At 74.8% G+C, this 24,769-nt stretch carries 23 protein-coding genes; 5 read left to right on the top strand and 18 right to left on the bottom strand.

All coding sequences use genetic code 11. The features are described from left to right. Positions 1-90: 90 nt before the first annotated feature. Entirely contained in the window at positions 91-987 is an 897-nt protein-coding gene (locus tag ACZ63H_RS35535; RefSeq protein ID WP_469872263.1) for an NAD-dependent protein deacetylase, read from the bottom strand. A 70-nt stretch (positions 988-1,057) separates the two neighbouring features. Continuing rightward, the gene (locus ACZ63H_RS35530; protein ID WP_469872261.1) at positions 1,058-1,927 is read right to left on the bottom strand and encodes a class II glutamine amidotransferase; all 870 of its coding nucleotides are present in this window, start codon (positions 1,925-1,927) and stop codon (positions 1,058-1,060) included. A 213-nt stretch (positions 1,928-2,140) separates the two neighbouring features. On the opposite strand from ACZ63H_RS35530, the gene ACZ63H_RS35525 reads away from it, so the two are divergent. Further along, the gene (locus ACZ63H_RS35525) at positions 2,141-2,827 is read left to right on the top strand and encodes an adenosylcobinamide amidohydrolase (protein ID WP_469872259.1); all 687 of its coding nucleotides are present in this window, start codon (positions 2,141-2,143) and stop codon (positions 2,825-2,827) included. A 234-nt stretch (positions 2,828-3,061) separates the two neighbouring features. On the opposite strand, the gene ACZ63H_RS35520 is transcribed toward ACZ63H_RS35525, so the two are convergent. Continuing rightward, positions 3,062-3,898: an alpha/beta fold hydrolase gene (locus ACZ63H_RS35520; RefSeq protein ID WP_469872257.1), complete on the bottom strand. Its 837-nt coding sequence runs from the start codon at positions 3,896-3,898 to the stop codon at positions 3,062-3,064. A 239-nt stretch (positions 3,899-4,137) separates the two neighbouring features. On the opposite strand from ACZ63H_RS35520, the gene ACZ63H_RS35515 reads away from it, so the two are divergent. After that, positions 4,138-4,563 (top strand): SsgA family sporulation/cell division regulator, encoded by a 426-nt coding sequence (locus tag ACZ63H_RS35515; protein ID WP_469872255.1) that lies wholly within the window; start codon positions 4,138-4,140, stop codon positions 4,561-4,563. Between the two features lie 8 nt (positions 4,564-4,571). Here the strand turns inward: ACZ63H_RS35515 and ACZ63H_RS35510 are convergent, their stop codons facing one another. Then, complete coding sequence (locus ACZ63H_RS35510) at positions 4,572-5,750, bottom strand: low temperature requirement protein A (protein ID WP_469872253.1); 1,179 nt, start codon at positions 5,748-5,750, stop codon at positions 4,572-4,574. Continuing rightward, positions 5,747-6,055 (bottom strand): hypothetical protein, encoded by a 309-nt coding sequence (locus ACZ63H_RS35505; RefSeq protein ID WP_469872251.1) that lies wholly within the window; start codon positions 6,053-6,055, stop codon positions 5,747-5,749. The genes ACZ63H_RS35510 and ACZ63H_RS35505 overlap by 4 nt, the downstream gene beginning before the upstream one ends. Before the next feature lie 316 nt (positions 6,056-6,371). Between ACZ63H_RS35505 and ACZ63H_RS35500 the strand changes: the two genes are divergently transcribed. Next, a complete protein-coding gene (locus ACZ63H_RS35500; protein WP_469872249.1) occupies positions 6,372-7,709 on the top strand; it encodes an APC family permease in 1,338 nt (445 codons plus the stop codon). 34 nt (positions 7,710-7,743) lie between these two features. Here ACZ63H_RS35500 and ACZ63H_RS35495 read toward each other — a convergent pair whose 3' ends face one another. From ACZ63H_RS35495 to ACZ63H_RS35445, 11 genes are all read right to left on the bottom strand, one after another. Continuing rightward, a complete protein-coding gene (locus ACZ63H_RS35495) occupies positions 7,744-9,012 on the bottom strand; it encodes an ABC transporter substrate-binding protein (protein ID WP_469872248.1) in 1,269 nt (422 codons plus the stop codon). Beyond that, the gene (locus ACZ63H_RS35490) at positions 9,009-10,130 is read right to left on the bottom strand and encodes a branched-chain amino acid ABC transporter permease (RefSeq protein ID WP_469872246.1); all 1,122 of its coding nucleotides are present in this window, start codon (positions 10,128-10,130) and stop codon (positions 9,009-9,011) included. The genes ACZ63H_RS35495 and ACZ63H_RS35490 overlap by 4 nt, the downstream gene beginning before the upstream one ends. Continuing rightward, complete coding sequence (locus tag ACZ63H_RS35485) at positions 10,123-11,019, bottom strand: branched-chain amino acid ABC transporter permease (RefSeq protein ID WP_469872245.1); 897 nt, start codon at positions 11,017-11,019, stop codon at positions 10,123-10,125. The genes ACZ63H_RS35490 and ACZ63H_RS35485 overlap by 8 nt, the downstream gene beginning before the upstream one ends. Further along, positions 11,016-11,873 (bottom strand): ABC transporter ATP-binding protein, encoded by an 858-nt coding sequence (locus ACZ63H_RS35480; protein ID WP_469872243.1) that lies wholly within the window; start codon positions 11,871-11,873, stop codon positions 11,016-11,018. Before ACZ63H_RS35480 ends, ACZ63H_RS35485 begins: the two co-directional genes overlap by 4 nt. Then, on the bottom strand, positions 11,870-12,658 hold the full coding sequence (locus ACZ63H_RS35475; protein WP_469872241.1) for an ABC transporter ATP-binding protein: 789 nt from the start codon (positions 12,656-12,658) through the stop codon (positions 11,870-11,872). Before ACZ63H_RS35475 ends, ACZ63H_RS35480 begins: the two co-directional genes overlap by 4 nt. Before the next feature lie 534 nt (positions 12,659-13,192). After that, positions 13,193-14,452, bottom strand: coding sequence for a PucR family transcriptional regulator (locus tag ACZ63H_RS35470; RefSeq protein ID WP_469872239.1), 1,260 nt, complete (start codon positions 14,450-14,452; stop codon positions 13,193-13,195). A gap of 273 nt (positions 14,453-14,725) precedes the next feature. After that, entirely contained in the window at positions 14,726-17,044 is a 2,319-nt protein-coding gene (locus ACZ63H_RS35465; RefSeq protein ID WP_469872237.1) for a S9 family peptidase, read from the bottom strand. Next, entirely contained in the window at positions 17,020-18,801 is a 1,782-nt protein-coding gene (locus ACZ63H_RS35460; RefSeq protein ID WP_469872235.1) for an N-acetylglutaminylglutamine amidotransferase, read from the bottom strand. Before ACZ63H_RS35460 ends, ACZ63H_RS35465 begins: the two co-directional genes overlap by 25 nt. A gap of 151 nt (positions 18,802-18,952) precedes the next feature. Beyond that, on the bottom strand, positions 18,953-20,125 hold the full coding sequence (locus tag ACZ63H_RS35455) for a carboxylate-amine ligase (protein WP_469872233.1): 1,173 nt from the start codon (positions 20,123-20,125) through the stop codon (positions 18,953-18,955). A 192-nt stretch (positions 20,126-20,317) separates the two neighbouring features. Next, positions 20,318-20,863, bottom strand: a complete 546-nt coding sequence (locus tag ACZ63H_RS35450) for a hypothetical protein (protein ID WP_469872231.1) — start codon at positions 20,861-20,863, stop codon at positions 20,318-20,320. A gap of 203 nt (positions 20,864-21,066) precedes the next feature. Next, positions 21,067-21,375 (bottom strand): hypothetical protein, encoded by a 309-nt coding sequence (locus tag ACZ63H_RS35445; protein WP_469872230.1) that lies wholly within the window; start codon positions 21,373-21,375, stop codon positions 21,067-21,069. A gap of 337 nt (positions 21,376-21,712) precedes the next feature. Here ACZ63H_RS35445 and ACZ63H_RS35440 point away from each other — a divergent pair, with 337 nt between their 5' ends. Beyond that, positions 21,713-22,489: an NPP1 family protein gene (locus ACZ63H_RS35440; protein ID WP_469872228.1), complete on the top strand. Its 777-nt coding sequence runs from the start codon at positions 21,713-21,715 to the stop codon at positions 22,487-22,489. A 171-nt stretch (positions 22,490-22,660) separates the two neighbouring features. Here the strand turns inward: ACZ63H_RS35440 and ACZ63H_RS35435 are convergent, their stop codons facing one another. Beyond that, positions 22,661-23,416: an SDR family NAD(P)-dependent oxidoreductase gene (locus ACZ63H_RS35435; protein ID WP_469872226.1), complete on the bottom strand. Its 756-nt coding sequence runs from the start codon at positions 23,414-23,416 to the stop codon at positions 22,661-22,663. 127 nt (positions 23,417-23,543) lie between these two features. On the opposite strand from ACZ63H_RS35435, the gene ACZ63H_RS35430 reads away from it, so the two are divergent. Next, entirely contained in the window at positions 23,544-23,996 is a 453-nt protein-coding gene (locus tag ACZ63H_RS35430) for an Rrf2 family transcriptional regulator (RefSeq protein WP_469872224.1), read from the top strand. Positions 23,997-24,043: 47 nt separating this feature from the next. Here the strand turns inward: ACZ63H_RS35430 and ACZ63H_RS35425 are convergent, their stop codons facing one another. Next, positions 24,044-24,550, bottom strand: coding sequence for a DinB family protein (locus ACZ63H_RS35425; protein WP_469872222.1), 507 nt, complete (start codon positions 24,548-24,550; stop codon positions 24,044-24,046). Between the last annotated feature and the right edge of the window lie 219 nt (positions 24,551-24,769).

Below are 24,769 nucleotides of genomic sequence, written 5' to 3'. Positions count from 1 at the left end.
CAGCGCCGGGGACGACGCGGAAAGCCACGACCCAAAGAAACCACCGGGACGAGCCCCAGCGCCTCGTCCCGGTGGTTCATCGCGGTCGACTCATTCCGTCGGCGGCCGCGCGGGAAGACCCAGCCGGTGGGCCACGGTGGTCAGGGCCCCGCCCAGCGGGAGCGCGACGCGGGTGACGGCGTGCCGGTCGCCGCGGGTCGGGTCGCGGTTGACGATCAGCACCGGCTTTCCGGCCCCGGCCGCCTGGCGGACGAACCGGAGCCCGGACATCACCGTGAGGGAGGAGCCCAGGACGAGCAGTGAACCCGCCGCACGGACCAGCTCGCGGCAGTGCTCGACCCGCTCCGGCGGAACGGCCTCGCCGAAGAACACCACGTCCGGTTTGAGGATGCCGCCGCACAGCGCGCAGGGCAGCACACGGAAGTCGCCGACCTGTTCGTCGGTGAGATCGGCGTCGCCGTCCGGGTTGAGGCCGGCCGCCACCGGCGCGAAGCCCGCGTTGGCCTCCTCCAGCCGCCGGGCGAGGTCCCGGCGCGCGCTGCGGGCACCGCAGGACAGGCAGACGACCCGGTCCAGGCTGCCGTGGAGTTCCACGACGTCCTCGCTGCCGGCGGCCTGGTGCAGGCCGTCGACGTTCTGGGTGATCACCCCCGAGAGCAGGCCGTGCCGTCCGAACGCGGCGACGGCCCGGTGACCGGCGTTCGGCTCGGCACGCCCGAAGGTGCGCCAGCCCAGGTGGCTGCGCGCCCAGTACCGGCGCCGGGCCCGCGCGTCGGAGGTGAACTCCTGGTAGGTCATCGGGGTGTGCCGGCTCAGGCTGCCGCCCACGCCCCGGTAGTCGGGGATGCCCGACTCCGTGGAGAGGCCCGCCCCGCTGAGCACCAGCACCCCTCCCCTGCCCAGCGCCTCGACGACCGGCCCCGGATCCGTGGTGCCCGGCGGCAGGTCCTCGGTGGGCGTCCAGCTCAGAGTGGGGCGCATACGCATACGGCCAGGGTACGGAACGGCCGCGCCGGTCCGGGCCGGCGCACCTCTCGGGGCCCCGACCCGGCGGGGATCACGGCGCCTGCTGGGAGGCGGCGGCGTCGGGGCGCAGGTCCGACAGGGCCAGCCGGTGCGCCGGGGGCTCCGGCAGGACCACCCGGCGGGTGGTGTGCGGGCCGGTCCCGGCGTGCAGCAGTTCGCCCGGCTCCATCAGGCGCCAGTCGGGGTGGTCGTCCATGCGCTCGCTGGCCACGACCACGGCCGGGTGCTCGGCCAGGGGTCCGGAGCGGACGCGCATGCGGCCGTGGCTGCCGCTGTGGTCCAGGTGACGGGTGCCGTGCCGGCCGCCCGCCGGGCGCTCCAGGACGTACAGCTCGTGGGTGTCGGGGTAGCGCAGGGCCCACAGCCCGCCGGGGGTGACGAGGACGAGGTTGAGGGCGTAGACGGGCAGGTGCCGCGCGATCCACCCGGCGGCGTGCCGGATGCCGGCGCCGAGGTCGCCGCCGTTCTCCCTCGTCTCCCGGGTGATCAGGGCGAAGAAGCGCTCGGAGTCCGTGTCGCCCCGCACCGACGACCGGTCCGCACCCAGGTGGTCGTCGAGCCGGTCGAGGCCCTCGATGACGCCGTTGTGCGCGAACAGCCGCCCGTCCTGTTCGAAGGGGTGGGTGTTGCGGGCGTCCAGGCCGCCGGTGGAGGCGTAGCGCACGTGGGCGACGAAGGTGGCCGACTCCACCTGGCGGGCCTCCTCGGCGAAGGCGCGGTCCTCGTACGCGGCGATCGGGGCCTTGTCCACACGGGGCGTGCCGTCCGCCGCGAAGTAGCCGAGGCCGGTGCCGTCGGGCTCCCGGTGGCTCTGTCTGCTGAGGCTGTCGGGGGCGTCCAGCAGCCAGAACGTCGCACGGGTGCGCCGCGGCGCACTGCTGAGACCGAACAGACGGCACATGATCCCTCTCCTTCGCCGTACCCGTCGCGTCACCGGTCCGCCCGGCCGAGGGGGCGCTGTCCGGAGTTCCCCGCCGCCGCGCCGGCGAATCGGCACCGCGCGAAGAGCCGGTGCGCGTGCGCGGCCCGCGGGTGCCGTGCACGGCGAACGGATCCGGGCCGGACGGCGCCACGTACGATCGGCTGGTTCCCGCCCACGAGGAGTACCCGCCCGATGACCGCCGTCGTTCCGCCGCCCCGCCCCGCCCCCGGCCTGCTGCGCGTACGGCGGCACTCCCGCGCCGAGGGGGACGAGCGGCTGCACGGCCTGCTGTGGCAGGCCGGCGACGGCTGGCGGATGATCAGCAGCGCGGTGCTCGGCGGCGGGATCGGGGAACGGTCCTGGGTCCTCAACGCGCAGGTCTCCCACGGCTATGCGCGCACCGACCCGGACCGGCACCTCGCCGAGCTGGCCCGGGACGCCGGCGCCCGGGGCCCGGGGGTCGGGCTGATGACGGCCGCCGACGTCCGGGCGTACGGTCACGCGTCCGACGGCGGCGTGGAGGCGGTCGCCACCGCGGGGCTCGGGGTGCGCGGCTGGGCGGCCTCCCCGGCGGAGGGCACGGCCGCGGCGGCGCGGCCGGGCACGGTCAACATCCTCGTCGCGCTGCCGGTGGCGCTGACCGACGCGGCCCTGGTCAACGCCGTGGCCACCGCCACCGAAGCGAAGGTGCAGGCCCTGCTCGACGCCGGGTACGACTGCTCGGGCACCCCCACGGACGCCGTGTGCGTGGCCGCCCGGGCCCCGCGCGCCGGCGACGAGGTCCACGCCTTCGCCGGCCCCCGCTCGCCGTGGGGCGCCCGCGTGGCCCGCGCCGTGCACCGGGCCGTGCACACCGCCGCCCGGGCCGGCCACCCGTGACGCGGACGCGCCGGCACCGGCGCCGCCGCGTCGTGCCGCCCCGGATCGACCTGGCGTTCGCCCGTGCCCTGCCCGCCGGCGGGAGCGGGCGCAGGAGTGCTTGCGGCCGGCACTCGATCCGGACATGTCCGTGCGCCGTACGCCCGCGGAGTGGCGGGCCGTTCCCCCGGTCGCCGCGACGAGGACCGGTTTGCCGGGCCCGTCACGGCGTCGGGGCGTCGGCCCGGTGCCGGATCACTTGCGCAGGAAGGTGAGGAGAGCCGCGTTGACCTCCTCGGCGTGGGTCCACAGCAGGCCGTGCGGGGCGCCCTCGATCTCCACGTAGTCGGCGGTGGGAAGCGCCTTGCGGAAGGGGCGTGCGGTCCCCTCGACGGGGAGGATCCGGTCACCCGTTCCGTGCAGGATCAGCGCCGGCACGTCGATGGCGGGGATGTCGGCCCGGAAGTCGGTGTACCAGGTGGAGGGCGCGGCCGCCGCCGCGAAGAAGCCGCCGCCCGCGGCGACGTTCCAGCTGTTGCGCACGGCCTCCTCGCTGATCCTCGTGCCGAGGTTCTCGTCGAGGTTGTAGAAGTCCTGGAAGAAGGCGGTGTAGTACGCGTAGCGGTCCGCCCGGACGGCCGCGACGACACCGTCGAAGAACTCCTTCGGCGCCACCCCGTCCGGGTTGTCGTCGCTCTTGAGCAGGCAGGGCTCCAGCGAGGCCAGGAAGGCGACCTTGGCGACCCGGGCGGAGCCGTAGGCGGCCACGTACCGGGCGACCTCGCCCGTGCCCATCGAGAACCCGACGAGCACGGCGTCCCGCAGGTCGAGGGTCTCCATCACGATGTTCAGGTCGGCCGCGAACGTGTCGTAGTCGTACCCGGTCGTCGTCTGGCCGGACTGCCCGAACCCGCGGCGGTCGTAGGTGATCACCCGGTAGCCGGCGTCCAGCAGCGCGGCGGTCTGCCGCTCCCAGGAGTGGCCGTCGAGCGGGAACCCGTGGATGAGGACGACCGGCTGACCGGTCCCGTGGTCCTCGTAGTAGAGGTCGACGGCGGTGGAGTTCTCGTGGCCCACGGTGATGAACGGCATGCGTCGGTCTCTCGTTTCCGAAGAAGTGTCAGGGAACCCGTTCACGCTAGGCCGGGCGATGCCGCTCCGGTTGCCGCGCAGTGCACCGCTCCTTGCCCGCGGGCGCAGCGGTCGCCACGCGGCCGGACGGCAGTGCTTTCCCCGGCAAATCCCCGTGCGTTCTCCGACAAGGCCCTCCGGCCGCCGGATCCTAGGGTCGTGGGAGGACATTCCACTTCTGCGCTCGTTTGGGGGCCACCATGGATCAGCGGGTCGGCACGGTCACGTGCGACGTGACCGCACACGTCGGCGTCGTGAAGGGGCCGCCGGTGCCGTTGCCGGCCCGGTTGCACTACGGGATCACTGACCCCTACGCCGTCCGGCTTTCCCTCGGCTCGTCGACCAGCCGCCCCGTGACCTGGTTCTTCGCCCGGGAACTCCTCTCCGGGGGGCTGGAACGCCCGACCGGTCGGGGCGATGTGCGGGTGATGCCCGGAGGTGCCCGCCGGCCTGGCTCCCTGCGCGTCGTGCTGAGCAATTCCGCCGGCACGGCGCTGGTCGAGCTGGCCGGCCGGGAAGTGGCCGCGTTCCTCCGGCGGACCTTCACCCTGGTGCCCGCCGGGACCGAAGGCGTCCACCTGGACATCGACGGCGCCATCACCGAACTCACCGACAGCGGCCGCTGACCCGTCCCTCACCGCCGTACGGTGGCCACCGCGACGAGGCAGGCCAGGACGGCACCGGCGGCGAGGGCGGGCGCCGGGGACCAGGCGGCCAGCGAAACGCCGCTCGCGGCGGCGGCGAACGGGACGGACTCCACGGCCCGCCGCTGGTGGGGCCGCAGGTGTACGGCCCATACGGTGATCAGGAAGACGGCCGCCGGGACGGTGACCACGAGGGCCACCCCCGCCGGCGGTGTGCCGTTGCCCCGGGTGAGGTGATCGGCGTAGGCGGCCAGCCCCGCTCCCTCCGCGGTGGCCGAAGCGAAGATCAGGTAGTGCCCGTAGGCCCAGGCGAAGCGCTTGCGGTGCACCTGGTGCGTGGTGGCCAGCAGGGCGTGCGCGGGCCGGGTGAAGTACAGCCACCACAGGGCGAAGGCCATCAGCAGGCCGCCCGCCGCCAACGCGTACAGCGCGCCCGTGGCGTGGTGCCGGTCGAAGCCCCCGCGGACGGCGACGGTGGCGGACGCGACGGACTCGCCGAGCACGATGAGGGTGAACAGTTCGTAGCGCTCGGCTATGTGGCGCGGATGCCACGGGGTCATGCCGGCGGACTGCGCCCACACGGGCACCAGGACCTCCGCCAGGATCAGCGCGACGATTCCCGGCAGCCGGGCCGGTGCCGGGAGGAAGAGCAGGGCGACCCAGCCGAGCTGACACACCGTCACCCCGGCGGCGAAGCGGAACGCCGTCCGGCGGCGGGCGGGGGCGGCCAGCCCGGCGCGCAGCCACAGCGTGGCCAGCGCGGTGCGCAGCACCACGTATCCGAGCGTGACGACCAGCAGATCACCCCGCTCGAAGGCGGGGCCGACACCGGCGGCGAGGATGAGGGAGCCCGCGATCTGCACCAGCACCGTCAGCCGGTAGGGGGTGTCGTCGGGGTCGTAAGCGGAGGCGAACCAGGTGAAGTTCATCCAGGCCCACCAGAGGGTGAAGAAGACCAGCAGGAAACGCAGGGTGCCGGAGGCGTAGTCGCCGTGGGCCAGCGCCGCGTGCAGGCTGTGCGACGCCTGTGCCACGGCGACGACGAAGCACAGGTCGAAGAAGAGCTCCAGCGGGGTGGCGGAGCGATGCGGCTCCGCGGGGTCACGGCCCGTCATGGTGCGCCGGCGCCGGGCGGCCGGGGCCGTGCCGGGGGGCGCGGGCCGGCTCAACGCAGGGCTCCCGGGGCCGCGCCGGCCGCCGGACGGAGGGCGGGGCCGGTGCGGACCAGGTGCCGGAGCCGGTCGACGGGGACCTCGACTCGGACGGCGGCGTGCGGCGCGCGCAGCGGGTCCGCACCCGCCGGTCCCGCCGACGCGGCCCCGCCCAGGACACCGCGGCCGGCGTCCTCACCGCCCCCGCCCGCCCGGCACGGGCGCCCCTCCTCGGCCCCGGCCGGGTCCGGCCCGCCCGCGACGTACCCGCCGCCGGCCCCCGGCCCGGCGACCACCACGTCCGCCTGTTCGTTCACCCTCATCGCCGTCTCCCGCCCCACCCGTCTCCACGGATGCCACCGCCCCGACGCTAGGCCCGCCGGAGCACGCCGTGAGTCCCTCAACGCACGGATGCTTGTACGAGAGTGCCCGCGAGGACCGCTCACCGACCGGCTCGGCCGGGCGTGCCGGCGCACCGTGTGGGTGACATGGACCGCTCCGGCGGCCACGGCGGCCGCCGACTCGCGGCGGGTGCGCGGGACGGCCCGGCGCCGTCGCGGGTGGCGGCGTCGATGGGCCGTTCGGCGCACGTCGCATCCGCTCCGTCTGCTGCCCTGCCGCAGGGGGTAGGCGGCAGTGGTGACCACTCCCTCCCCCTCGACAACAGACGACTCGCCGCAGCAGGAGACCCCCGCGCTCAAGAAGGCGCTGACGACCCCCCTGCTGTACTTCTTCATCCTCGGCGACGTGCTGGGCGCCGGTGTCTACGTCCTCGTCGGCCGGATCGCCGCGGAATCGGGCGGCGCCGTGTGGGTGCCCCTGCTCCTCGCGCTGCTGCTGTCGCTCCTGACGGCCGCCTCGTACGCGGAACTCGCCACGAAGTACCCGAGGGCGGGCGGCGCCTCCCACTACACGACCCTCGCCTACGGGCCGTTCACCGGCTTCCTCGCCGGGTTCTGCATGCTCGCCGCGGGCATCGTGTCCGTCGCCGCGCTGGCACGGGGTTTCGCCGGCGACTACCTGACCGCCTTCGTCAGCCTGCCCGTCGTCCTGGTGGCGGCCGTCTTCCTGTGCGCCCTGGCCCTCCTGAACGCCCGGGGCATCAGCGAATCCACCCGCGCCAACGTCGCGGCGACGGTCATCGAGGTGGGCGGTCTGCTCCTCGTCGTCGGCCTCGGGGCCTGGCTGTTCCTGCGGGGCGACGGCGACCCCGGCAGGCTCGTGCGTCTCGGCACCGCCGACAAGGGGGCCGCCGCCGGCGTCCTGGGCGGGACGGTCCTCGCGTACTACTCCTTCGTCGGCTTCGAGACCTCCGTCAACGTCGCCGAGGAGACCCGCGACCCGCGCCGCTCGTATCCCCGCGCCCTCTTCGGCGCTCTGGTGACGGCGGGTGCCGTCTACGTCCTCGTCGGGATCGTCGCCTCGGCCGCCGTCCCCACCGCCACCCTGGCCCGCTCCAGCGGCCCGCTGCTGGAGGTGGTGAAGGAGGCGGGTGGAGTGCCGCCGAAGCTGTTCAGCGCCGTCGCCCTCGTCGCCGTCGCCAACGGCGCGCTGCTCACCGGCATCATGAGTTCCCGGCTGGCCTACGGCATGGCACGGGACGGACTCCTCCCCCGCTTCCTGACCCGGGTGCTTCCCGGGCGCCGCACACCGTGGGCCTCGATCGCGGTCACGACCGCCCTGTCCTTCCTGCTGGCGCTCACCGGGGACGTGGCGAGCCTCGCCTCCACCCTCGTGCTGCTGCTCCTCGTGGTGTTCTTCCTCGTCAACACCGCCGTCCTGGTCCTGCGGCGCGACCGTCCCGCGCATCCCCACTTCCGGGCGTACACCGCCGTCCCCGTGCTGGGAGCGATCTCCTGCGTGGCGCTCGCCACGCGCGTCGAGGCAGGGGTCTGGGCACGCGGGCTGATCGTCATCGCCGTCGGTGTGGCCTTGGGCGCCGTCACCGCCCTGAACCGCCGCCGGACCCCGTCCTGAGCGGCGGCCTGTGGGCCGGCGGCATCCGTGGCGGTCAGGAACGCTGCTTCAGGTAGTCCTCGACGCCCGGTGTCCGGTGCGCGTCCTCGACTCCGACCGTTCCGCCGAGCGCCTTCGTGTCCGGTTTGAGGACGTAGGTCGACAGGCTGGCCGGGCGGGAGGGGTCGGAGAAGTCCTGCGGAGTGCCGAGACCGGTGTCCACGTCGGTCTGCGAACGGTGCGCCTTGATCACGTCGGCGCGGGCCAGGCTGCCGGCCGCGCACGCCTTCTCCAGGTCCTCGCCCATGAGCTGGGCCGCGTTGTACCCGGAGAGCACGCCGGAGTCGACGGCGGAGTCCGGGTACTTCTTCCTGTAGGCGGCGACCATCTTCCTGACGCCGGGCAGCTCGGAGCCGACCGTCGGGGCGGCGCTGACGATGCTGAGCATCGCGACCAGGGCGGGCGCGGCCTGGGTCTTCAGCAGCTGCGGGGCGTAACCCGGCGCGCTGGTGACCACCGGGACCTTGAGGCCGCTCGCGGCGGCGACGCCTGCGAGGGAGGCGGTCTGGGCGGGTCCGGCGCTGATCAGGACGGCCTTGACGCGGGCCTTGGCGAGGGCGGCGACCTGCGCGGACAGGTCGGTGTCGGTGGCCTGGATCTTCTGGCCGACGACCGTGATCCCCGCCTGCTCCGCCGCCCAGGTCGAACCCTCCAGCGCGTTGTCGCCGTAGTCCCCCTCGAAGTAGACGTGCCCGATCTTGTCGCCCTTCCCGATGTCCTTGGTGCGGACGAGGTAGTCGACGGCGGCGAGCGTGTCGACGTCGTACGTGGTGCCGAGGACCTGCACGGCGTCCTTGCCGAGCAGGGAGGCGGACCATGCCTGCGGGAAGGTGAGCATCCGGTCCCGTTCGATGTCGTCGAGGAGGGCGGCGACCACGGGGGAGCCGATGACCTGGGGCAGGGCGACGACGTCGGGGGAAAGGTCGGCGTAGGCGGTGACGGCCTTCTGGACGTCGTAGCCGTGGTCCTTGACCACGATCTCGATCCTCCGGTGGCAGATCCCGCCCCGGGCGTTGACCTGGTCGGCCCACAGCCGCTGCGCCTGCACGATGCTCTTGCCGAGGGTGGCGTAGGGGCCCGTCAGGTCGGTGAGGGCGCCGAGCCTGATGGTGTCCGCGGTGACGCCGGGTCCGGTGCGCACACCGTCGGCTCCCGTGTCGCCGCCGTCGCCGCTCTTCGCCTTGGAGCTGCAGCCGGTGGCCGCGACGAGCAGGGCCAGGGACACCGCGAGGGCGGCCCGGGTGATGCGGTTGCTGGAGTTCACGGGGTGTGCTCCTTGGTTCGTGCGACGGTTGCGGTGGGTGTTCGGCCTCCGGCCGGGCGGCGGCCGTGGATCCGGGCGGTGAGCCGGCGCAGGAGTCCGCTCAGACCGTCCGGGGCGAAGAGCAGGACGACGATGACGGCGGCGCCGTAGAGGTAGCGGGACGCCTCGGTGGGGCCGAGGGCATCGCCGGCCGAGCCGGGCGCGGCGACGAGCGGGAGCCGGTCGGCGTACCGGGCCAGCAGCAGGGGCAGCGTGGTGACGAAGACCGCGCCGGCGGTGGCACCGGCCACCGAGCCGAGGCCGCCGACCACGATCATCGCGAGGTAGTCCACGGACAGGGCGAGCCCGAAGTAGTCCGGGACGACCCGGCGGAAGGCGAGTGCCAGCAGGGCACCGGCCAGGCCCGCGTACATGGAGGACGTGACGAACGCCCCGGCCCGGTAGCGGGCCACCGGTATGCCCATGACGGCGGCGGCGGTCTCGCTGTCGCGCAGCGCCTTCAGGGCGCGTCCGGCCCGGGAGCGCAGCAGGCCGCGCGCGGTGAACCAGGTGAACGCGAACAGGGCCAGGCCGAGGTACCACAGGCGTTCCTCGGCGCCGAACGGCACGCCCAGTACGACGAGTTCGGACTCGCCCGCGGCGAAGGCGAAGGACCCCAGCGAAAGCGGCGGCACGGAGAGGCCGTTGAAGCCTCCGGTGACCGGCTCGGCGCTGACCAGGACGTGGTGGCCGAGGAAGACCAGGGCGAGCGTGGCGACGCCCAGGTAGACGCCGCGCACCCGGCCGGCGACGGGGCTGAACAGTCCGCCCGCCAGCCCGGCCAGCAGGACCGCCGCGACCAGGGCGAGCGCGGTGGGCAGTCCGGCGCCCGGCCCCTCGCCGGCCAGCCAGGTGTAGCCGTACGCGCCGATCGCGAGGAAGAAGGAGTGGCCGAGGGAGAGTTGGCCGGCGGTGCCGGCGAGCACGCCCAGTCCGACGGCGCCGATCGCGGCCGCCATCGCGAACAGGCCGATGCGCAGCCAGAACACGTCGAGGTAGAACGGCGGCGCGCACAGCAGCAGGGCAGCCAGGAGGAGCGTGAGGGGCCGGCGGGCGCGGCGCGGGGGGAGATCAGACACGGACGGCACCCTTCGCGCCGAAGAGGCCCTGGGGCCGGACGATCAGGACGATGACCATCACGGCGTACGGCGCCACGTCGCCGAAACCGTCGCCGAGCACGTGCAGTTCGGACTGGTAGCCGGCGGCGAACGCCTCGGTGAGCCCGATCAGGAGGCTGCCGGCGAGGGCGCCGACGGGTGAGGCGAGACCGCCGAGGATCGCGGCGGGGAACGCGGCCAGCGCGATCTGGCCGGTGGTGCGCTCCAGGCCGGGGGCGGGGAACGCGGCGAGGAACACGGCGGCCAGTGCGGCCAGGGCGCCCGCGAGGCACCAGGCGCCGGTGCGCACCCGGGACAGCCGGATGCCCATGAGGGCGGCCGCCTCGGCGTCCTCGGCGGCGGCGCGCAGGGACAGCCCCCAGGCGCTGTACCGGAAGGCGGCGAACACCGCGCCGATGACCGAGCAGGAGACCACGATCGCGGCGATCCGGCTGTCGGCGACGGTGACCGGGCCGAGCCGGGTGACCGAGTCCGCCCAGGGGTCGCCGAGCGGCAGCAGGTCGCCGCCGATCCGGCGGGACAGGTCGGTGAGCAGCAGCACGTCCACGCCGATGGTCACGATGGTCCGCACGTGGGCGGCGTGCGGGCCGGCGCCGCCGCGTCGGAGCAGGAGCCGGTCGACGGCGCCCGCGACCGACGCGGTGGCCGGCACGGCCGCGGCGAGGGCGCCGGCGAAGCCGAGGTGGGGGTGCCAGACGGCGGTGAGGTAGCCGCCGAGCAGCAGCAGGGAGCCGTGGGAGAAGTTGAGCACGCCGGAGGCCTTGTGGATGACCACGAAGCCGAGGGCGACCAGGGCGTGTACGGCGCCGAGGGACAGGCCGTCGAGGAGGCTGGTGAGGAAGGCGTTCACGCGGCGTCCTCCCGTTCGCCCGCGGTACCGAGGTAGGCGCGCAGCACCTCCGGGTGGGCGCGGACCTCGTCGGGGGTGCCCTGGGCGACGAGGCGGCCGAAGTCGAGCACGGTGACCTCGTCGGCGAGGCGCATCACCAGGCCCATGTCGTGTTCGACCAGCAGCACGGACAGGCCGAGCCGGGCGCGGACCCTGGTGACGACCTCGGCGGTCCGGGCCCGCTCCTGCGCGTTCATGCCGGCCACCGGTTCGTCCAGGAGCAGCACCCGGGGCTCCAGGCAGAGCGCGCGGGCGAGTTCGACGCGCTTGCGGTCGCCGTACGGCAGCAGCGCCACCGGCCGGTCGAAGTGGGGGCCGAGACCGGTGAGTTCGGCGATCTCCCGGACCTTCTCCAGGTGCTCGCGCTGCTCGCGCACGGCGTGCGGAAGGCGCAGCGCCCCGGCGGCGAACCCGGCGCGGGTCAGCGCGTGGCGGCCGACCATCAGGTTGTCGGCGACGGTTCCCTCGGTGGTCACGATGTTCTGGAAGGTGCGGGCCACCCCGAGGGCGGCGATGCGGTGCGGGGCGAGCCGGGTGAGGTCGGTGCCGCCGAGGTGCACGGTGCCGCGGGAGGGCCGGCAGAGCCCGGACAGGACGTTGAAGAAGGTGGACTTCCCGGCGCCGTTGGGTCCGATGAGGGCGTGCACGGTGCCGGGGGCCACGGTCAGGGAGACACCGTCCAGTGCGGTGAGGCCGGCGAAGCGGACGGTGACGTCGCGGACGTGGAGGGGCGGGACACCGTGACCGGCCGGCGGGGTGTGGGGAGCGGGCGGCGGGGCGCCTTCGGGGCCCGCCGGGAGCCGGGGGGTGTTCACGCGGCCCCCCGTCCGGGTGTGCCGGCTTCCTCGCCCAGGTAGAGGCGGCGGATCGCGTCGGTGCGGGCGAGTTCGGCGGCGGGACCGGACAGGCGCACCTCGCCGACGTCGAGGACGTGGGCGTGATCGGCCAGCGACAGGGCCATCCGGGCGTTCTGCTCGACCAGCAGCACGCCGGTGCCCTGGGCGTTGATCTCCCGGATCACCTCGGTGATCCGCTCGGCCATCAGCGGGGCGAGTCCGAGCGAGGGTTCGTCGAGCAGGAGCAGGCGCGGGGCGGCCATCAGGGCACGGCCCATGGCGAGCATCTGCTGCTCGCCGCCGGAGAGCAGCCCGGCCGCCTGCCGGCGGCGTTCGGCCAGCCGGGGGAAGAGCGCGAACACCCTTTCCCTCGCCTGCCGTTGCCGGTCCGGGCTTCGCCGGCCGAGGCCGAGGCCGCCGCTGCGCAGGTTCTCGTCCACCGTGAGGTTCGCGAACACCCGCCTGCCCTCCGGGACCTGCACGACACCGGCGCGGACCGCCGCGACCGGGTCGCGTCCGTCCAGCACGGTGTCCCCGTAGGCGATGCGGCCCGCGGTGACGGCGCCCCGGTGCAGCCGCAGGGTGCCGGACACCGCGCGCAGCAGGGTGGACTTGCCGGCTCCGTTGGCGCCGAGCAGGGCCACCACCTCGCCGGGCGGCACGGTCAGGGACACGGTGCGCAGGGCCGACACGGCACGTCCGTAGGTCACGTCGAGGTGCTCCACGGTCAGGGCCGGCCGGTCGTCCAGGGGTGTTGCGGGCATCGCGGCTCCTCGGGTCCGTGCGGGTGGGGCACGGGGGCTGCGGGGTACGGGGGCCCTCACGACAGCACATCCCGCGAGCGGCGGTACAGGCGTCCCGGTCCGCTCGGTGCGCCGGCCCAGTGCGGGCGGCACGGGCCTGTGCGCGGGCCCAGCGGGGCGTTTCCCGGGGGGCGCGGGCCGGCCGGGAAGGGCGGCGCGGGGGCAGGGCGGGAGCGGGGCGCGCGGACGCGGACCGGCACCTGGCGCCGGGCCGGTCCGCGGCGGAGACGGGTCCGGCCCTGCGCGGGAGAGGGGTGCCGGCGCGGTCCGGCGGCGGTGTGGGCCGGCACCGCGCACGCCCCGCCCTCAAAACCGGTCGCGGAACGGCCCGCGGTGGGCGACGGACGTCCTCGCCACGCCCTTCGGCTGCGGGCTACGGGCCACGGGCCACGGGCCACGGGCCACGGGCCACGGGCCACGGGCCACGGGCCACGGGCCACGGGCCACGGGCCACGGGCCACGGGCCACGGCATCACGGCCGCCCCGTTCCGGAGGTCAGCGCGGCGGGAGCCGGCGCGCGGTGAGGGCGAGGCTGATCTCGACCACGTCGGACGGCCGGGACAGCGAGCGCCCGGTGAGCTGTTCGTAGCGGCGCAGCCGGTTGAGGACGGTGTTGCGGTGGCAGTAGAGGCGTTCCCCGGCCCGCTGGGCCGAGCCGTCGCAGGCCAGCCAGGTGGCCAGGGTCTCCACCAGCAGGTCCGCGTCGGCCGGTTCGAGGCGGGCCAGCGGTCCGAGGATCCGCTCGGTGAGCGACGCGGCGAGTTCCGGCGCGGCCGCCACCATCGCGGCGGGCAGTTGCTCCGCCAGCCGGACGGTGCCGCCCTCGGCGGGACACAGGCTCAGCGCCAGGTCGGCCTGCGTCCGGGCGTCGCCGACGGCCGCGAGACCGTCGACCACGTTGCCCATCCCGACCCGGGCGCCCGGCCGGGGCGGCGCCGGCGGACCGGGGAGTTCGCCGTCCTCGGCGAGCAGGATGCCGTAGTCCACGTCGGCGCCGGTGTGCCAGTGGGCGCGCGGCGGCTGCGGCAGCGCGGCGCGCGGGCCGGCCGGTCCGGGGGGCCGCCCGCCGGCGACCGCGACCACCACGTACCGCCCGTGCTCGGGCAGCCCGAGCGCCTCGGCCGCCTCGGGCAGGTCGGCGATGCGGCTGGTGCCGTCCAGCAGCGCGGCGGCCAGCAGCCGGACCCGGTTCTCGCGCTGCCACGTCATCTGTCTCTCCACCTGCCGGTAGGCGTCGGCCACGAGGGTGCAGTGTTCGTCGACGAAGTTCCACACGTCGGCCGCGACGTGCACGAGCAGCCGGACGTCCTCGGGTGCCGTCCGGGCGGTCTCCTCCACCAGGCCCTGCCACACCAAGGACCCGCCGATCCGGAAGGCGTGCAGCAGCGCGTCCAGGGGCAGGCCCTGTTCGGCGCGGGCGGCACCGATCCTCCAGGAGCACCGGCGGGCCGCGTCCCGGGTGCCCCGCGGGTCGATCAGCGAGGTCACGCTGTGCCGCAGCGAGCGGTGCGCCTCCTGCCGGGTGCTGTGCGGGTCGGTCCTGAGCGCCGTCCGGTAGGCCGGCTCCTGCTCGTGGAGCACCGCGAGCAGGCGATCGGTGAGTCCCGCCAGATCCTCCAGGAGGGCCCGGGCGGCCCGGTGCAGCACACCCGCCGCCTCGGCGTCGATCAGTGAGCGCGTCCGCGGCGGTCCCGGCCGGGGCACGGCCGCCGGGCCGGGGCGGAGCGCCGTCGGTGTCCTCAAGGCTTGGTGCATCGCGGTCGTCCCCCCGGAGTCGGCTCGGCGGCGGCGCGCCCGCGACTCCCCGGCGGCTCACGCGGCCGCCGGGTCCGTGCGGTGGCTGCCGCCCGTCTGGTCCTGCCCCGAAGAATGGCATACCGTCCGGTCGGTCAATAGGGTCGTGCACCGCCTTTTCACCGCCCCCCGGAACGCGCCGCGTCCGCCCGCCGGCCCGGTGGGCGACGAGACCGGGTACGGCGTCCCGGCCGGCCGCCGCGCCCGCGGCCCACGGCCCGCGTCCCCCGGCGGTCAGGTGCTCAGGTGCCGCTCCAGCCAGTCGGCCGCGGCGCGGCGGAAGAGCCGGCGGTTGTCGGCACGGAGGAACTCGTGTCCTTCGTCGAGCAGGGTGAGCAGTTCGGCGGTGACACCGCGTTCGCGCGCCGCACGCACGAACTGCTCCGACTCCCCCGGCGGCACATTCGTGTCGTACTCCCCGTGCACGGCGAGCACCGGTGCCCGCAGCGCGTCGATGCGGCTCATCGGCGACAGCGCCCGCAGCAGTTCACGGTCGCGCTCGGGGTGACCGTACTTGTGGGCCGCCGACTGGGCGATCCAGGGTTCGGTGCCCTCGAAGAACGTCGCGAGGTCCGACATGCCGCACACCGCGATCCCGGTGCGGAACAGTTCCGGGTGCCAGACCAGGGAGGCGAAGGTGAGGTAGCCGCCGTACGAGCGCCCCATCACCGCCAGCCGGGCGGGATCGGCCGGGCCCGCCAGCACGGCGTGGGCGGCGCAGTCCGCCACGTCGTCGATCGCGGCGAACCGCCCCCTTCCGAGGTCGGCGTCGACGAACGACCGGCCGTGTCCGGAGGATCCGCGGACGTCGGGTGCGAAGACGTCGAGTCCTCGCCCGAGGATCTCGTGGTACAGCGGGTCGAGGACGGGGCGCTCCTGGTCCTCGGGACCGCCGTGCAGATGGATGACGCAGGGCGCCGGTTCGCCGGGGGCGCGGCCCGGCGCGCGGTAGTACCAGCCGTTCAGCGGCAGCCCGTCCCGGGCGGTGGGGCGCAGGGGGACCGGCCGCACGGGCGGGCGGCCCGGGGGGACGGCGTCCTCGTCGCGCGACGACCACGGGGTGCGCACCGGGGTCGCGCCGTCGGGCAGCCACCAGATGCCGGGGCGGCGGCGGGAACCGGACAGCGCCAGCAGCAGCCGGGGGCCGGCGCCGGTGATGCGGGTGACCACTTCGTGCGGCAGGGACACGGGCCGGGACGGGCCCGTGCCCGCCCCGGGACGGGCGGTCGCGTCCCGGTGCCGCCCGGGCGGGGCGGACGCGCCGGTGTCAGCCCCCGGCCGGCCGGCCGTGCCGGTGTCCAGGACCTCCACCTCGCTCATGCCCCGGACGTTCCAGGCGAGCACCGCGGACCTGCCGTCGCGGGCGCACCGCAGCAGTTCCAGGTCGCTGTCCTCGCGCGAGGCGGCGACCGACCAGCCGCGCGGGCGTCCGTCCGGGCCGAGCCCGGCGGCGAGCAGGACCGCGAACTCGCGGTAGGCGTTGCTGCGCAGCCAGAGGGTGTCCGCGCGGGGGGAGAAACCGCCGATCCACGGATCCCCGTCGGCCACCGGCATCACACACGTCGTCGCCAGGTCGGCGGTGCGCAGGACGACGGCCTCGCGCCGGCCGCGGGGCCCCCGGCGCAGCAGCGCGAGCGCGCCGTCCCGGCTGAGGTCGCACACGCGGAGCGTCGCCGCGTCCTTCTCGACGGCGAGCAGGACGGGGGCGGCGACACCGTCGGGGTCGACGAGGTACGCCGACAGCCCGTCGCCGAACCCGGCTGCCGGGGCGGTCCCGCCGCCCGGCGCGCCGATCACCGTCGTGCCCAGCGTGAGCGCCGGCGACGGCAGTCCGGGTCCGGGGGCCGTGCGGGGTGCCGGGCCGAGGAGCCTGGTGTCGCCCGTCCGGCCCCGCCAGTGGGGCGGCAGGTGGCCGTCGGCCGGTCCGGCGCCGGGCCCACCGGCCTCCGCCGTGGCGTCCGGGGCGGGTACCGCGGTGGGGACGGCGACGGTGACCGCGATCGCCGACCCGTCGTACGCCCAGCAGCCCAGATGGGCCGAGCTGCCCGGCTCGGCTCCGGCGAGGATGTGCCGGTCGCCGCCGTCGGGGCGGACGCACAGCACCCGTGTGTGCTCGCCGCCGCCGGGGGCCACGGTGTAGGCGATCCAGCGGCCGTCGGGCGACCAGGACACCTCCGTCACGGGGTCCGGTCCGTCGTCGAGGAGGTGCACGGCCTCGCCGTCGGCGGGGCCCGTCCAGAGCTGTGGCACACCGCCCCGGTCGCAGATGAAGGCGACGCGGGTGCCGGACGGGTCGGCCGAGGGGTACCAGCAGCCGTGCGCGATGAGCCGCGTCGTCGCCTCGCGCGGCCCGGAGGCGTTCGGCAGCGGGACGCGGGCGGGTGCGGCGAAGGCGTCGGCGCGGCCGCCCGCGGCCGACGCGGGCGGAGACGGGGGCGGGGGGACGGTCCGCGTCGGGTGGGCGGTGGGGGGCCGCCCGGCTCCGGCCGGTCCGGCGTCGGGCGGCCGTACCACGAGCGGCTCCCCGGTCAGATTCCGTGCGTCTGCAGCCATATCTCCAGCAAAGCCACTTGCCACAGTGCGTTCGCTCCGCGCTTGGTGCGGTGTCGGTCGGGGGCCGCGAGGAGTTCGGCGACGTAGGAGTCCCGGAACAGGCCGCGCCGCTTCGCCTCGGGGGCGCCCAGCGCCTCACGGACCCTGTCCAGGACGGGTCCGGCCATGTGGGTGATCGCCGGGACCGGGAAGTAGCCCTTGGGCCGGTCGACCACCTCGCGGGGCAGCAGCTTGCGGCCCGCCTCCTTGAGGACGCCCTTGCCGCCGTCGGCCAGCTTCAGCTCCGGCGGGCAGGCGGCCGCCAGCTCGACCAGTTCGTGGTCCAGGAACGGCACGCGGGCCTCCAGGCCCCAGTCCATCGTCATGTTGTCGACCCGCTTGACCGGGTCGTCCACCAGCATGACGTGGGTGTCGAGGCGCAGGGCGGCGTCGAGCGCCGTCTCCGCCCCCGGCGCCGCCATGTGCTCCCGGACGAACCGGCCGGAGACGTCGTCCGGCGGCAGCATGTCCGGTTGCAGCATCGCGGCGAGATCGGCGTGCGGCCGGTCGAAGTACGTCTCGGCGTACCTCCGCGGCTCCTCTTCCCGGGCCGCGGACGCCAGTTGCGGGTACCAGTGGTAGCCGGCGAAGACCTCGTCGGCGCCCTGCCCGCTCTGGACGACCTTGACGTTCTTGGACACCTCCTCGGACAGCAGGTGGAAGGCGACCACGTCGTGGCTCATCATGGGCTCGCTCATCGCCGCGACCGCCGCGTCCAGGGCCGAGGACACACGGTGCGAGGGGACCACCAACTGCCGGTGGTCGGTGGCGAACTCCCGGGCCACCAGGTCGGAGTAGCGGAACTCGTCGCCTTCGTCGCCGCCCTCCGCCTCGAAGCCCACGCTGAACGTCGCCAGGTCCCGCTGCCCCTCGTCGGCCAGCAGGGCCACGATCAGGCTGGAGTCCAGTCCTCCGGAGAGCAGGACACCGACCGGGACGTCGGCGACCATCCGGCGCCGTACGGCGGTGCGGAGCGCCTCCAGCACCGCGTCCCGCCACTCCGAGGCGCCCATGCCGGCGTGCTCGGGGCGGCGCGTGTACGACGGCTGCCAGTAGCGGTGCTCCTCGTAGGTGCCGTCCGGCTCGACGACCCGCACGGTGGCCGGGGGAAGCTTGCGCACCCCCGCGAGCACGGTCCGCGGGGCGGCCACGGTCGCGTGCCAGCTCAGGTACTGGTGGACGGCGGCGGGATCGAGCGAGGTGTCCACGCCGCCGGCCGCGAGCAGGGCGGGCAGGGAGGAGGCGAAGCGCAGCCGCCCCGGGGTCTGCGCCAGGTACAGGGGCTTGATGCCGAGCCGGTCGCGGCCGAGGATCAGACGGCCGGTCCGGTGCTCGACGAGGGCGAAGGCGAACATGCCGTGGAAGCGGTCGACGCAGGCGGTGCCCCACTGCCGGTAGGCCGCGAGGACGACCTCGGTGTCGGAGGTGGACCGGAACCGGTGGCCGAGGCCCGTCAGTTCCGCGCGCAGCTCCCGGTAGTTGTAGACGCACCCGTTGAAGACGCCGGTGATCTCCTGCTCGGCGTCGGTCAGGGGCTGCGCCCCGCGCTCCGAGAGGTCGATGATCTTCAGCCGGCGGTGTCCCAGCGCGATGGCGTCCCGCGTCCACACCCCCTCGCCGTCGGGCCCGCGGGCGGCGAGCCGGTCGTTCATCCGCTCGACGGCCGCCAGGTCGGGACGCGTGCCGTCGAAGCGCATCTCTCCGCTCAGGCCGCACATCGGGAAAGACCTCCCTGCCGCGGGTACGGGGCGCACGGGGTGTGCGGCGACGAGGTGCGCGGCGGGCTGCCCGCCGGTGTGTGGCCGGGACTGGTCGACACGGTGGTGCTTCTCCTTCGCTGTGTGGGTGGGGAGGGGACGGGGCGCGCGCTCAGCGGCCGGCCCCGGACGAGTGGGCGACGGGCCGCCCCGGGGAGCCGAGGTGCCGGGCGGGAGCGGCGGGCCGCCTGCGCGGGTGGTCGTCGCCCCGGGTCTCCGCGATCGCCAGGTCGGTGCAGGCGAGCAGGTCGTCCTCTTCGGCGGTGCGGCGCATGCGGTGGGCGGCGCTGCCGGTCGCGAGGGCCCGCTCCGCGAGGTCCCGGACCGTCGGCCAGTCCCCGGCGGCCTCCAGCGCCGGGCGCACCCGCCGCAGCAGGTTCCGCACGACCTGGGCCGCGGGTGCCTCGTGCCGCGTTACGGGATCGATCAGGACGCCTTCCAGGCCCGAGCGCGCGGCCCGCCAGGAGGCGGCGCGCAGCCACTCGTGCCGCCCGTCGCAGGCGGGCGCGTCCGACGCCTCCAGCCGCTCGCGGGCCTCGGTCACCAGGGCGCGGTAGAGCCCGGCGATCAGCACGACCGTCTCCGGCCGGGGGCAGGCGTCGCAGATGCGCAGTTCTAGGGTGCGCTGATGGGCGGACGGCCGGATGTCGTGGTAGATCATCCCCGCGTCGCTGATGACACCCGAGTCGATCAGGCACCGCACGGCCGCGTCGTACTCGGCGGCGTCGGCGAAGCATCCCGGCGGCCCCGCGGTGGGCCAGCGCTGCCACACCATGGTCCGCCAGCTGGCATAGCCGGTGTCGGCGCCCAGCCAGAAGGGAGAGCTGGCGGACAGCGCCAGCAGGATGTGCAGCCACGGGGACACCTCGCACATGAGGCGCACGGCCAGGTCGCGGTCCGGCACGTCGACGTGGACGTGGGTCCCGCAGATCAGCTGCTCGTCGGCGATCATGCGGTACTCGTCGACCATGTGGCGGTAGCGGGGCCCGGCGGTCGGGCGGGTGTCCTGCGTACGGGCCAGGGGCACGGTGCCGGCGGCCACCACGGCCAGTCCGTGCGCGCTCGCCGCCGCATCGAGCCTGCGTCTGGCATTGATCACATCGTCGTACAGGCCGGCGAGGGACTCGTGCACACCGCTGTTCGTCTCGACGGTCGCCTGCTGCAGTTCGTTCGTGAAGGTGTCTGCGGGGAGCTTCTCCAGCATCGCGTCGGCTCGCGGCGCGAGCAGGCCCGTCTCCACCTCGACGATGTGGAATTCCTCTTCCACTCCGATGCGAACGGTCACGGCACTCCTAAGGTGACGGGCGGACGCTGACTGCCCCACCCGGGGACGACCCACCCCTCCGGTCCGCCGGTGGGGGGCTGTGCACCTCCGACTTCCCACCAGGCTCATTGCTAAGCAGGGCTGCTCCTCGGAGGCTCCGGCCTCACACACGAGCACACCGGTGCACCCCCCGCGCGGCCCCGGCGCACGGGCTCAGCCGGCCGGGGTGGCCAGTGCTTCCCCGGCCCGGACGACGCGCCACTCCTCGAGCGTGTCCCGCTGCCGCCGTGCCCGTTCGAGCAGGGTGGAGAGCCGGGCCGGGTCCAGGCGCCCGTCGGCCGCGCCGAGCCGAAGCAGGGTCTGCCAGCAGGCCGCCTTCCCCTCCACCCCCAGCCGCAGGGCTTCCAGGTCCAGTACGGTGCCGAGCGGCGAGGGGCGCACCAGGTGGCCGTTGGGCTTCAGCCGTCCCAGCCTCTCGGCCGCCCGGCCCGCGCACACCTTGTAGCGGCGAACGGGGACGCCGAGGTCCCGCATGATGTCCAGCAGCGCCGTCCGGTCCTCGGCGATCCCCGCCGCCACGGGCTCGATCGCACGGCCGAGCGCGGAACCGCGGGCGGTACGCGCCAGACGGGCGGCCCGCTCGGTGCCGGCGGTGGCGCCGGCGAGATGGTCGTTCAGATAGATGCCGAGCAGCCTCGTGTCGACGCCTCGTCCGGTGGGGCGGCGCCGGGCGGCGCCGGAGTGCGCGAGGGCGTTCATGCAGCCTCCTTCGGTTGCCGGGAACCGTCCGCGGGCGGGCCTCCCCGGCCGGTCTCCGCCGTCACGGGTACCGCGGTGGCTTCCCGCGATGTCCGGCGCGGCCGGGCCCGCCCGGCGTCGTGGCGGGCCGTCGGCTATCCGACCGGGCGAGGAAGGTGATCCCCGGCCCGTCCCTCCGCGACGGCGGAGCCGGCGGCGCGGTGTCACGGTCGCGGGCGGACGCGGTGCCACCGTGGTCGCGCGTCACCGCCCCGGCGTCCGGCCACGGAGGCGCAACGGGGACACACCCGCCGCACCCGGTCGGCCGCGCCGCCGGATTCGGGGAAGGTGTCGGACCAGCCGACGTGCGGGAAGCGCGCGAGGCGCGAGCGGCTGAGGGACAGCCCGCACACGGTCTCGTTCCGGCCCGGCTCCCAGGCGTGGACCTCACCGGCGGGCAGCCTGCGGCGGCCCTCCTCCTCGTCGGTCCACTGTCCGGAGGCGGCAACGGCGTACCGCTTGCCGCGCCTCACGTGCCGCACCCCGCTGTCACAGCGCTGCTCCCGGTCACTTCGGCACCGTCCTCCCTCCGGGCGGTACGCCACGGCCGGCCGGGTCGTACGGCAGGTCGCGCCGCCCAGACCCTGCGAGTCCCACGGAAGACGCCGCCTCACACCCGCGTGTGCCGCGGGGCCCGCTCCTCGCCGCCGGCGCGGCACCCACCGGGCACCCCCGGCGGCCCCCAGAGCTGCTGTTGGGTCACCCTTAACCCACGCGTCTCCTGGGCCCCTTGGCACGGCAGGGGAACGACGGCATCCTGAACTCCCCTATCCCCCACAGCCGTTGGGCTGCGCCCACGAGGAGGACGCAGTGTCGTCGAACAAGTCCGCGCCGCGCCGCAGGAGATGGCTCGCCACGGTCACCGGAGCCGTCGCCCTGGTCGTCGCCTTCCCCGCCACCGCCTTCGCCGCCCCGCCCCCGGCCCTGGCGGGCAACGCGGACGCGGCGGAATCCGCCTACCAGCCCGCCTTCGACTACGACACCGACGGCTGCTACCCCACGCCGGCCATCAGCGCCGACGGAACGGTCAACAGCGGCCTCAACCCGACCGGCGCCCTCAACGGAAACTGCCGGGACGCGTCCGACCTGGACAACACCAACGGCTACGCGCGGGCCAAGTGCAACGGCGGCTGGTGCGCGTACATGTACGGGCTGTACTTCGAGAAGGACCAGGCACTGGCCGGCACCAGCATCGGCGGGCACCGGCACGACTGGGAGCACGTCGTGGTGTGGGTCCAGAACGGCACCGTGCAGTACGTGTCGACCTCCAACCACGGTTCGTTCACCGTGCACCCGCGCTCCGAGGTCCGCTTCGAGGGCACCCACGCCAAGGTCGTCTACCACAAGGACGGCATCGGCACCCACTGCTTCCGGCTGGGCACCGCGAACGACGAACCGCCGGAGAACCACAAGGGGACCTGGCAGTACCCGACACTGGTCGGCTGGAACGGCTACCCGGCGGGCGTCCGCGACAAGCTCAGCGCGTACGACTTCGGCAGCGCCAACTTCGGCCTGAAGGACGCGAGCTTCGCCTCCCACCTGTCCTCGGCGAAGCCGTCCGGCATCCCCTTCGATCCGTACGCCTGAGCCGCGCGCGGCGGCCGGGCACCGCCGGCGGCACACCCGGAGCGGGCCCGCGCGCGATGCGGTGAGGCCCCGCTCCGCGACCTGAGGCCCGCGCGGGACCGCCGGCGGCGAGGGCGTACCGGCCCGCTTCCGCGGCTCCCCCTCTTCCGGGCGTGCGGCAGGGGTTGCGGTTCAGGCGTTGTAGCCACCGTCGGCGGCCAGCACCGCGCCCGTGACGTACGACGCGGCGGGGCTCGCCAGAAAGGCGATCGCCGCGGCGATTTCCTCGGGGCGGCCCATGCGCCGCAGGGACAGCGAGCCGAGCAGGGCCTCCAGGGTCTCGGGGCCCGGCCCGTCCATGCCGCCCTCCATCAGTCCGGCCTCCACGACGTTGGCCGTGATGTCCCGGGGGCCGAGGTCCCGTGCGACCCCCATGGTGTACCTCTCGATCCCCGACTTGGTGGCCGCGTAGTCGGCCAGGCCGGGGGCGCCGGCGCGGGAGCCCAGTCCGGAACTCACCGTGACGATGCGGCCGCCCGCGCGCAGCACCCGGGAGGCGGCCCGGGTGACGGCGATGACGCCCAGGTAGTTGGTGGCGTGCATCCGGTCCAGCGCGGCGGTGTCGGCGTCCGGGTCGTCCACCGTGCGGCCCTGCTGCACCGAGATCGCCGCGTTGTTGACGAGGATGTCCAGGCCGCCGAAGTGCGCGACCACGTCGTCGATCAGCGCCGGTGCCCGGCTCGTGTCCGCCTGGTCGGACCGGAAGGCGACGGCCTTCGCCCCCTTGCCGCGCACCTCGTCGACGACAGCCTGTGCCTGCTTCTCGGAGCTGACATACGTGAAGGCGACGTCGGCACCTTGCTCGGCCAGCAGTCGTACGGTCGCGGCTCCCAGCCCGCGCGACCCCCCGGTGACCAGGGCGACCTTGCCCGTGAGTGGCTTGCTCATTCTTCTCACCTCGTTGATCGGCCTTCCCGACAGTCGCAACATTAATTGTTACGACAGAGGGTTGCAACCATCATTGTTACGACCGTCCCGTCGTAACATGAGGCGTTGCGGCCGACAGGGGGCGTTCATGAGTGCCAACAGCAGGTTGACCATTGCCACCCACGCCCTGGCGTGGATCGGTCTCTACCAGCGCCAAGGCCACGAGGTCGCCACGTCCGAGCAGATCGCGACCAGCGCGAACACCAACCCCGTGGTGATCAGGCGGCTGCTCGGCGAGCTGCGCAGGGCCGGGCTCGTGGAGTCCCGGCGGGGCGTGGGCGCGGGCTGGTCGCTGGCGCGCGAGCTGGGGTCGATGACTCTGCTCGACGTGTACGAGGCGGTGGAACCCGGCCCGCTGTTCGCGATGCACCGGGCCGCCCCGGACCAGGGATGCGTGGTGGGTCACGGCATCCAGCCGGCGATGCGGGGCATCTACGAGGGCATCGAGGAGACTCTGAGGCGCGAGCTGGCCCGCGTGACGCTCGAGGACGTGCTCCGGGACGTCCTCGCGGCGCCCCGCGAGGCTCCCCGTTCGCCCTGACCTGATCCGATGTGCGACTCCGGCTCCGCCCGTGATCCCCGCCGGATCTAGTCGCCCGTCGTGCCGTCGAGCATCTCGCGCAGGATGTCCAGGTGGCCGTTGTGGCGGGCCGTCTCCTCGACGAGGTGGAGCAGAATCCAGCGCAGGTCGACGTGGAGGCCGTCGCGGACGGATCGCCTGGCCCGCTCGTCCAGGGAGTTCTCCGCGACCAGCTCGCGGTAGCGGGAGCACTGTCCGTCGTACTCGTCCAGCAACCGCGTGAGCGGGAAGTCGACGGCGATGCGCATCTCGCGGTCGGGATCCTCCTCGGTCCAGGGCCCCAGGTCCTCCTCCCCGAGGAAGACCACCTGGAACCAGTAGTACTCGACCCAGCGGAGGTGGTTGATCAATCCGCTCACGGTCATCAGCGGCGAGCCCGGCAGAAGCGCCTTGCGCGCGTTCTCCTCGGAGATGCCCGCGCACTTGGCGCGGGCGGTGTCACGTGCGTAGTCGAGGAACGTGGTGAGCTGGGTGCGCTCGTCCCAGGCGGACGGCATGTCATCGATTCTGGTCATCGCGCGAAGCGTCCCTGATCACCGCACCCCCTGTCGAACCATTTGTCGCCCGGCGCGGCCCGCACCGGGTGACTCCCACCCCCTACGGGACCGCCCTAGCGCCGGCCGCGGCCGGTGTGGTGTGCGACCGCGGCCTTGACCAGGCCGGCGAAGAGCGGGTGCGGGCGGGTCGGGCGGGAACGCAGTTCGGGGTGGGCCTGCGTGGCGACGAGGTACGGG

This window comes from Streptomyces sp. NPDC104831, from assembly GCF_055583025.1.
The sequence above is the reverse complement of the archived record's forward strand: the minus strand, read 5'-3'. Positions and strand labels throughout refer to the sequence as shown.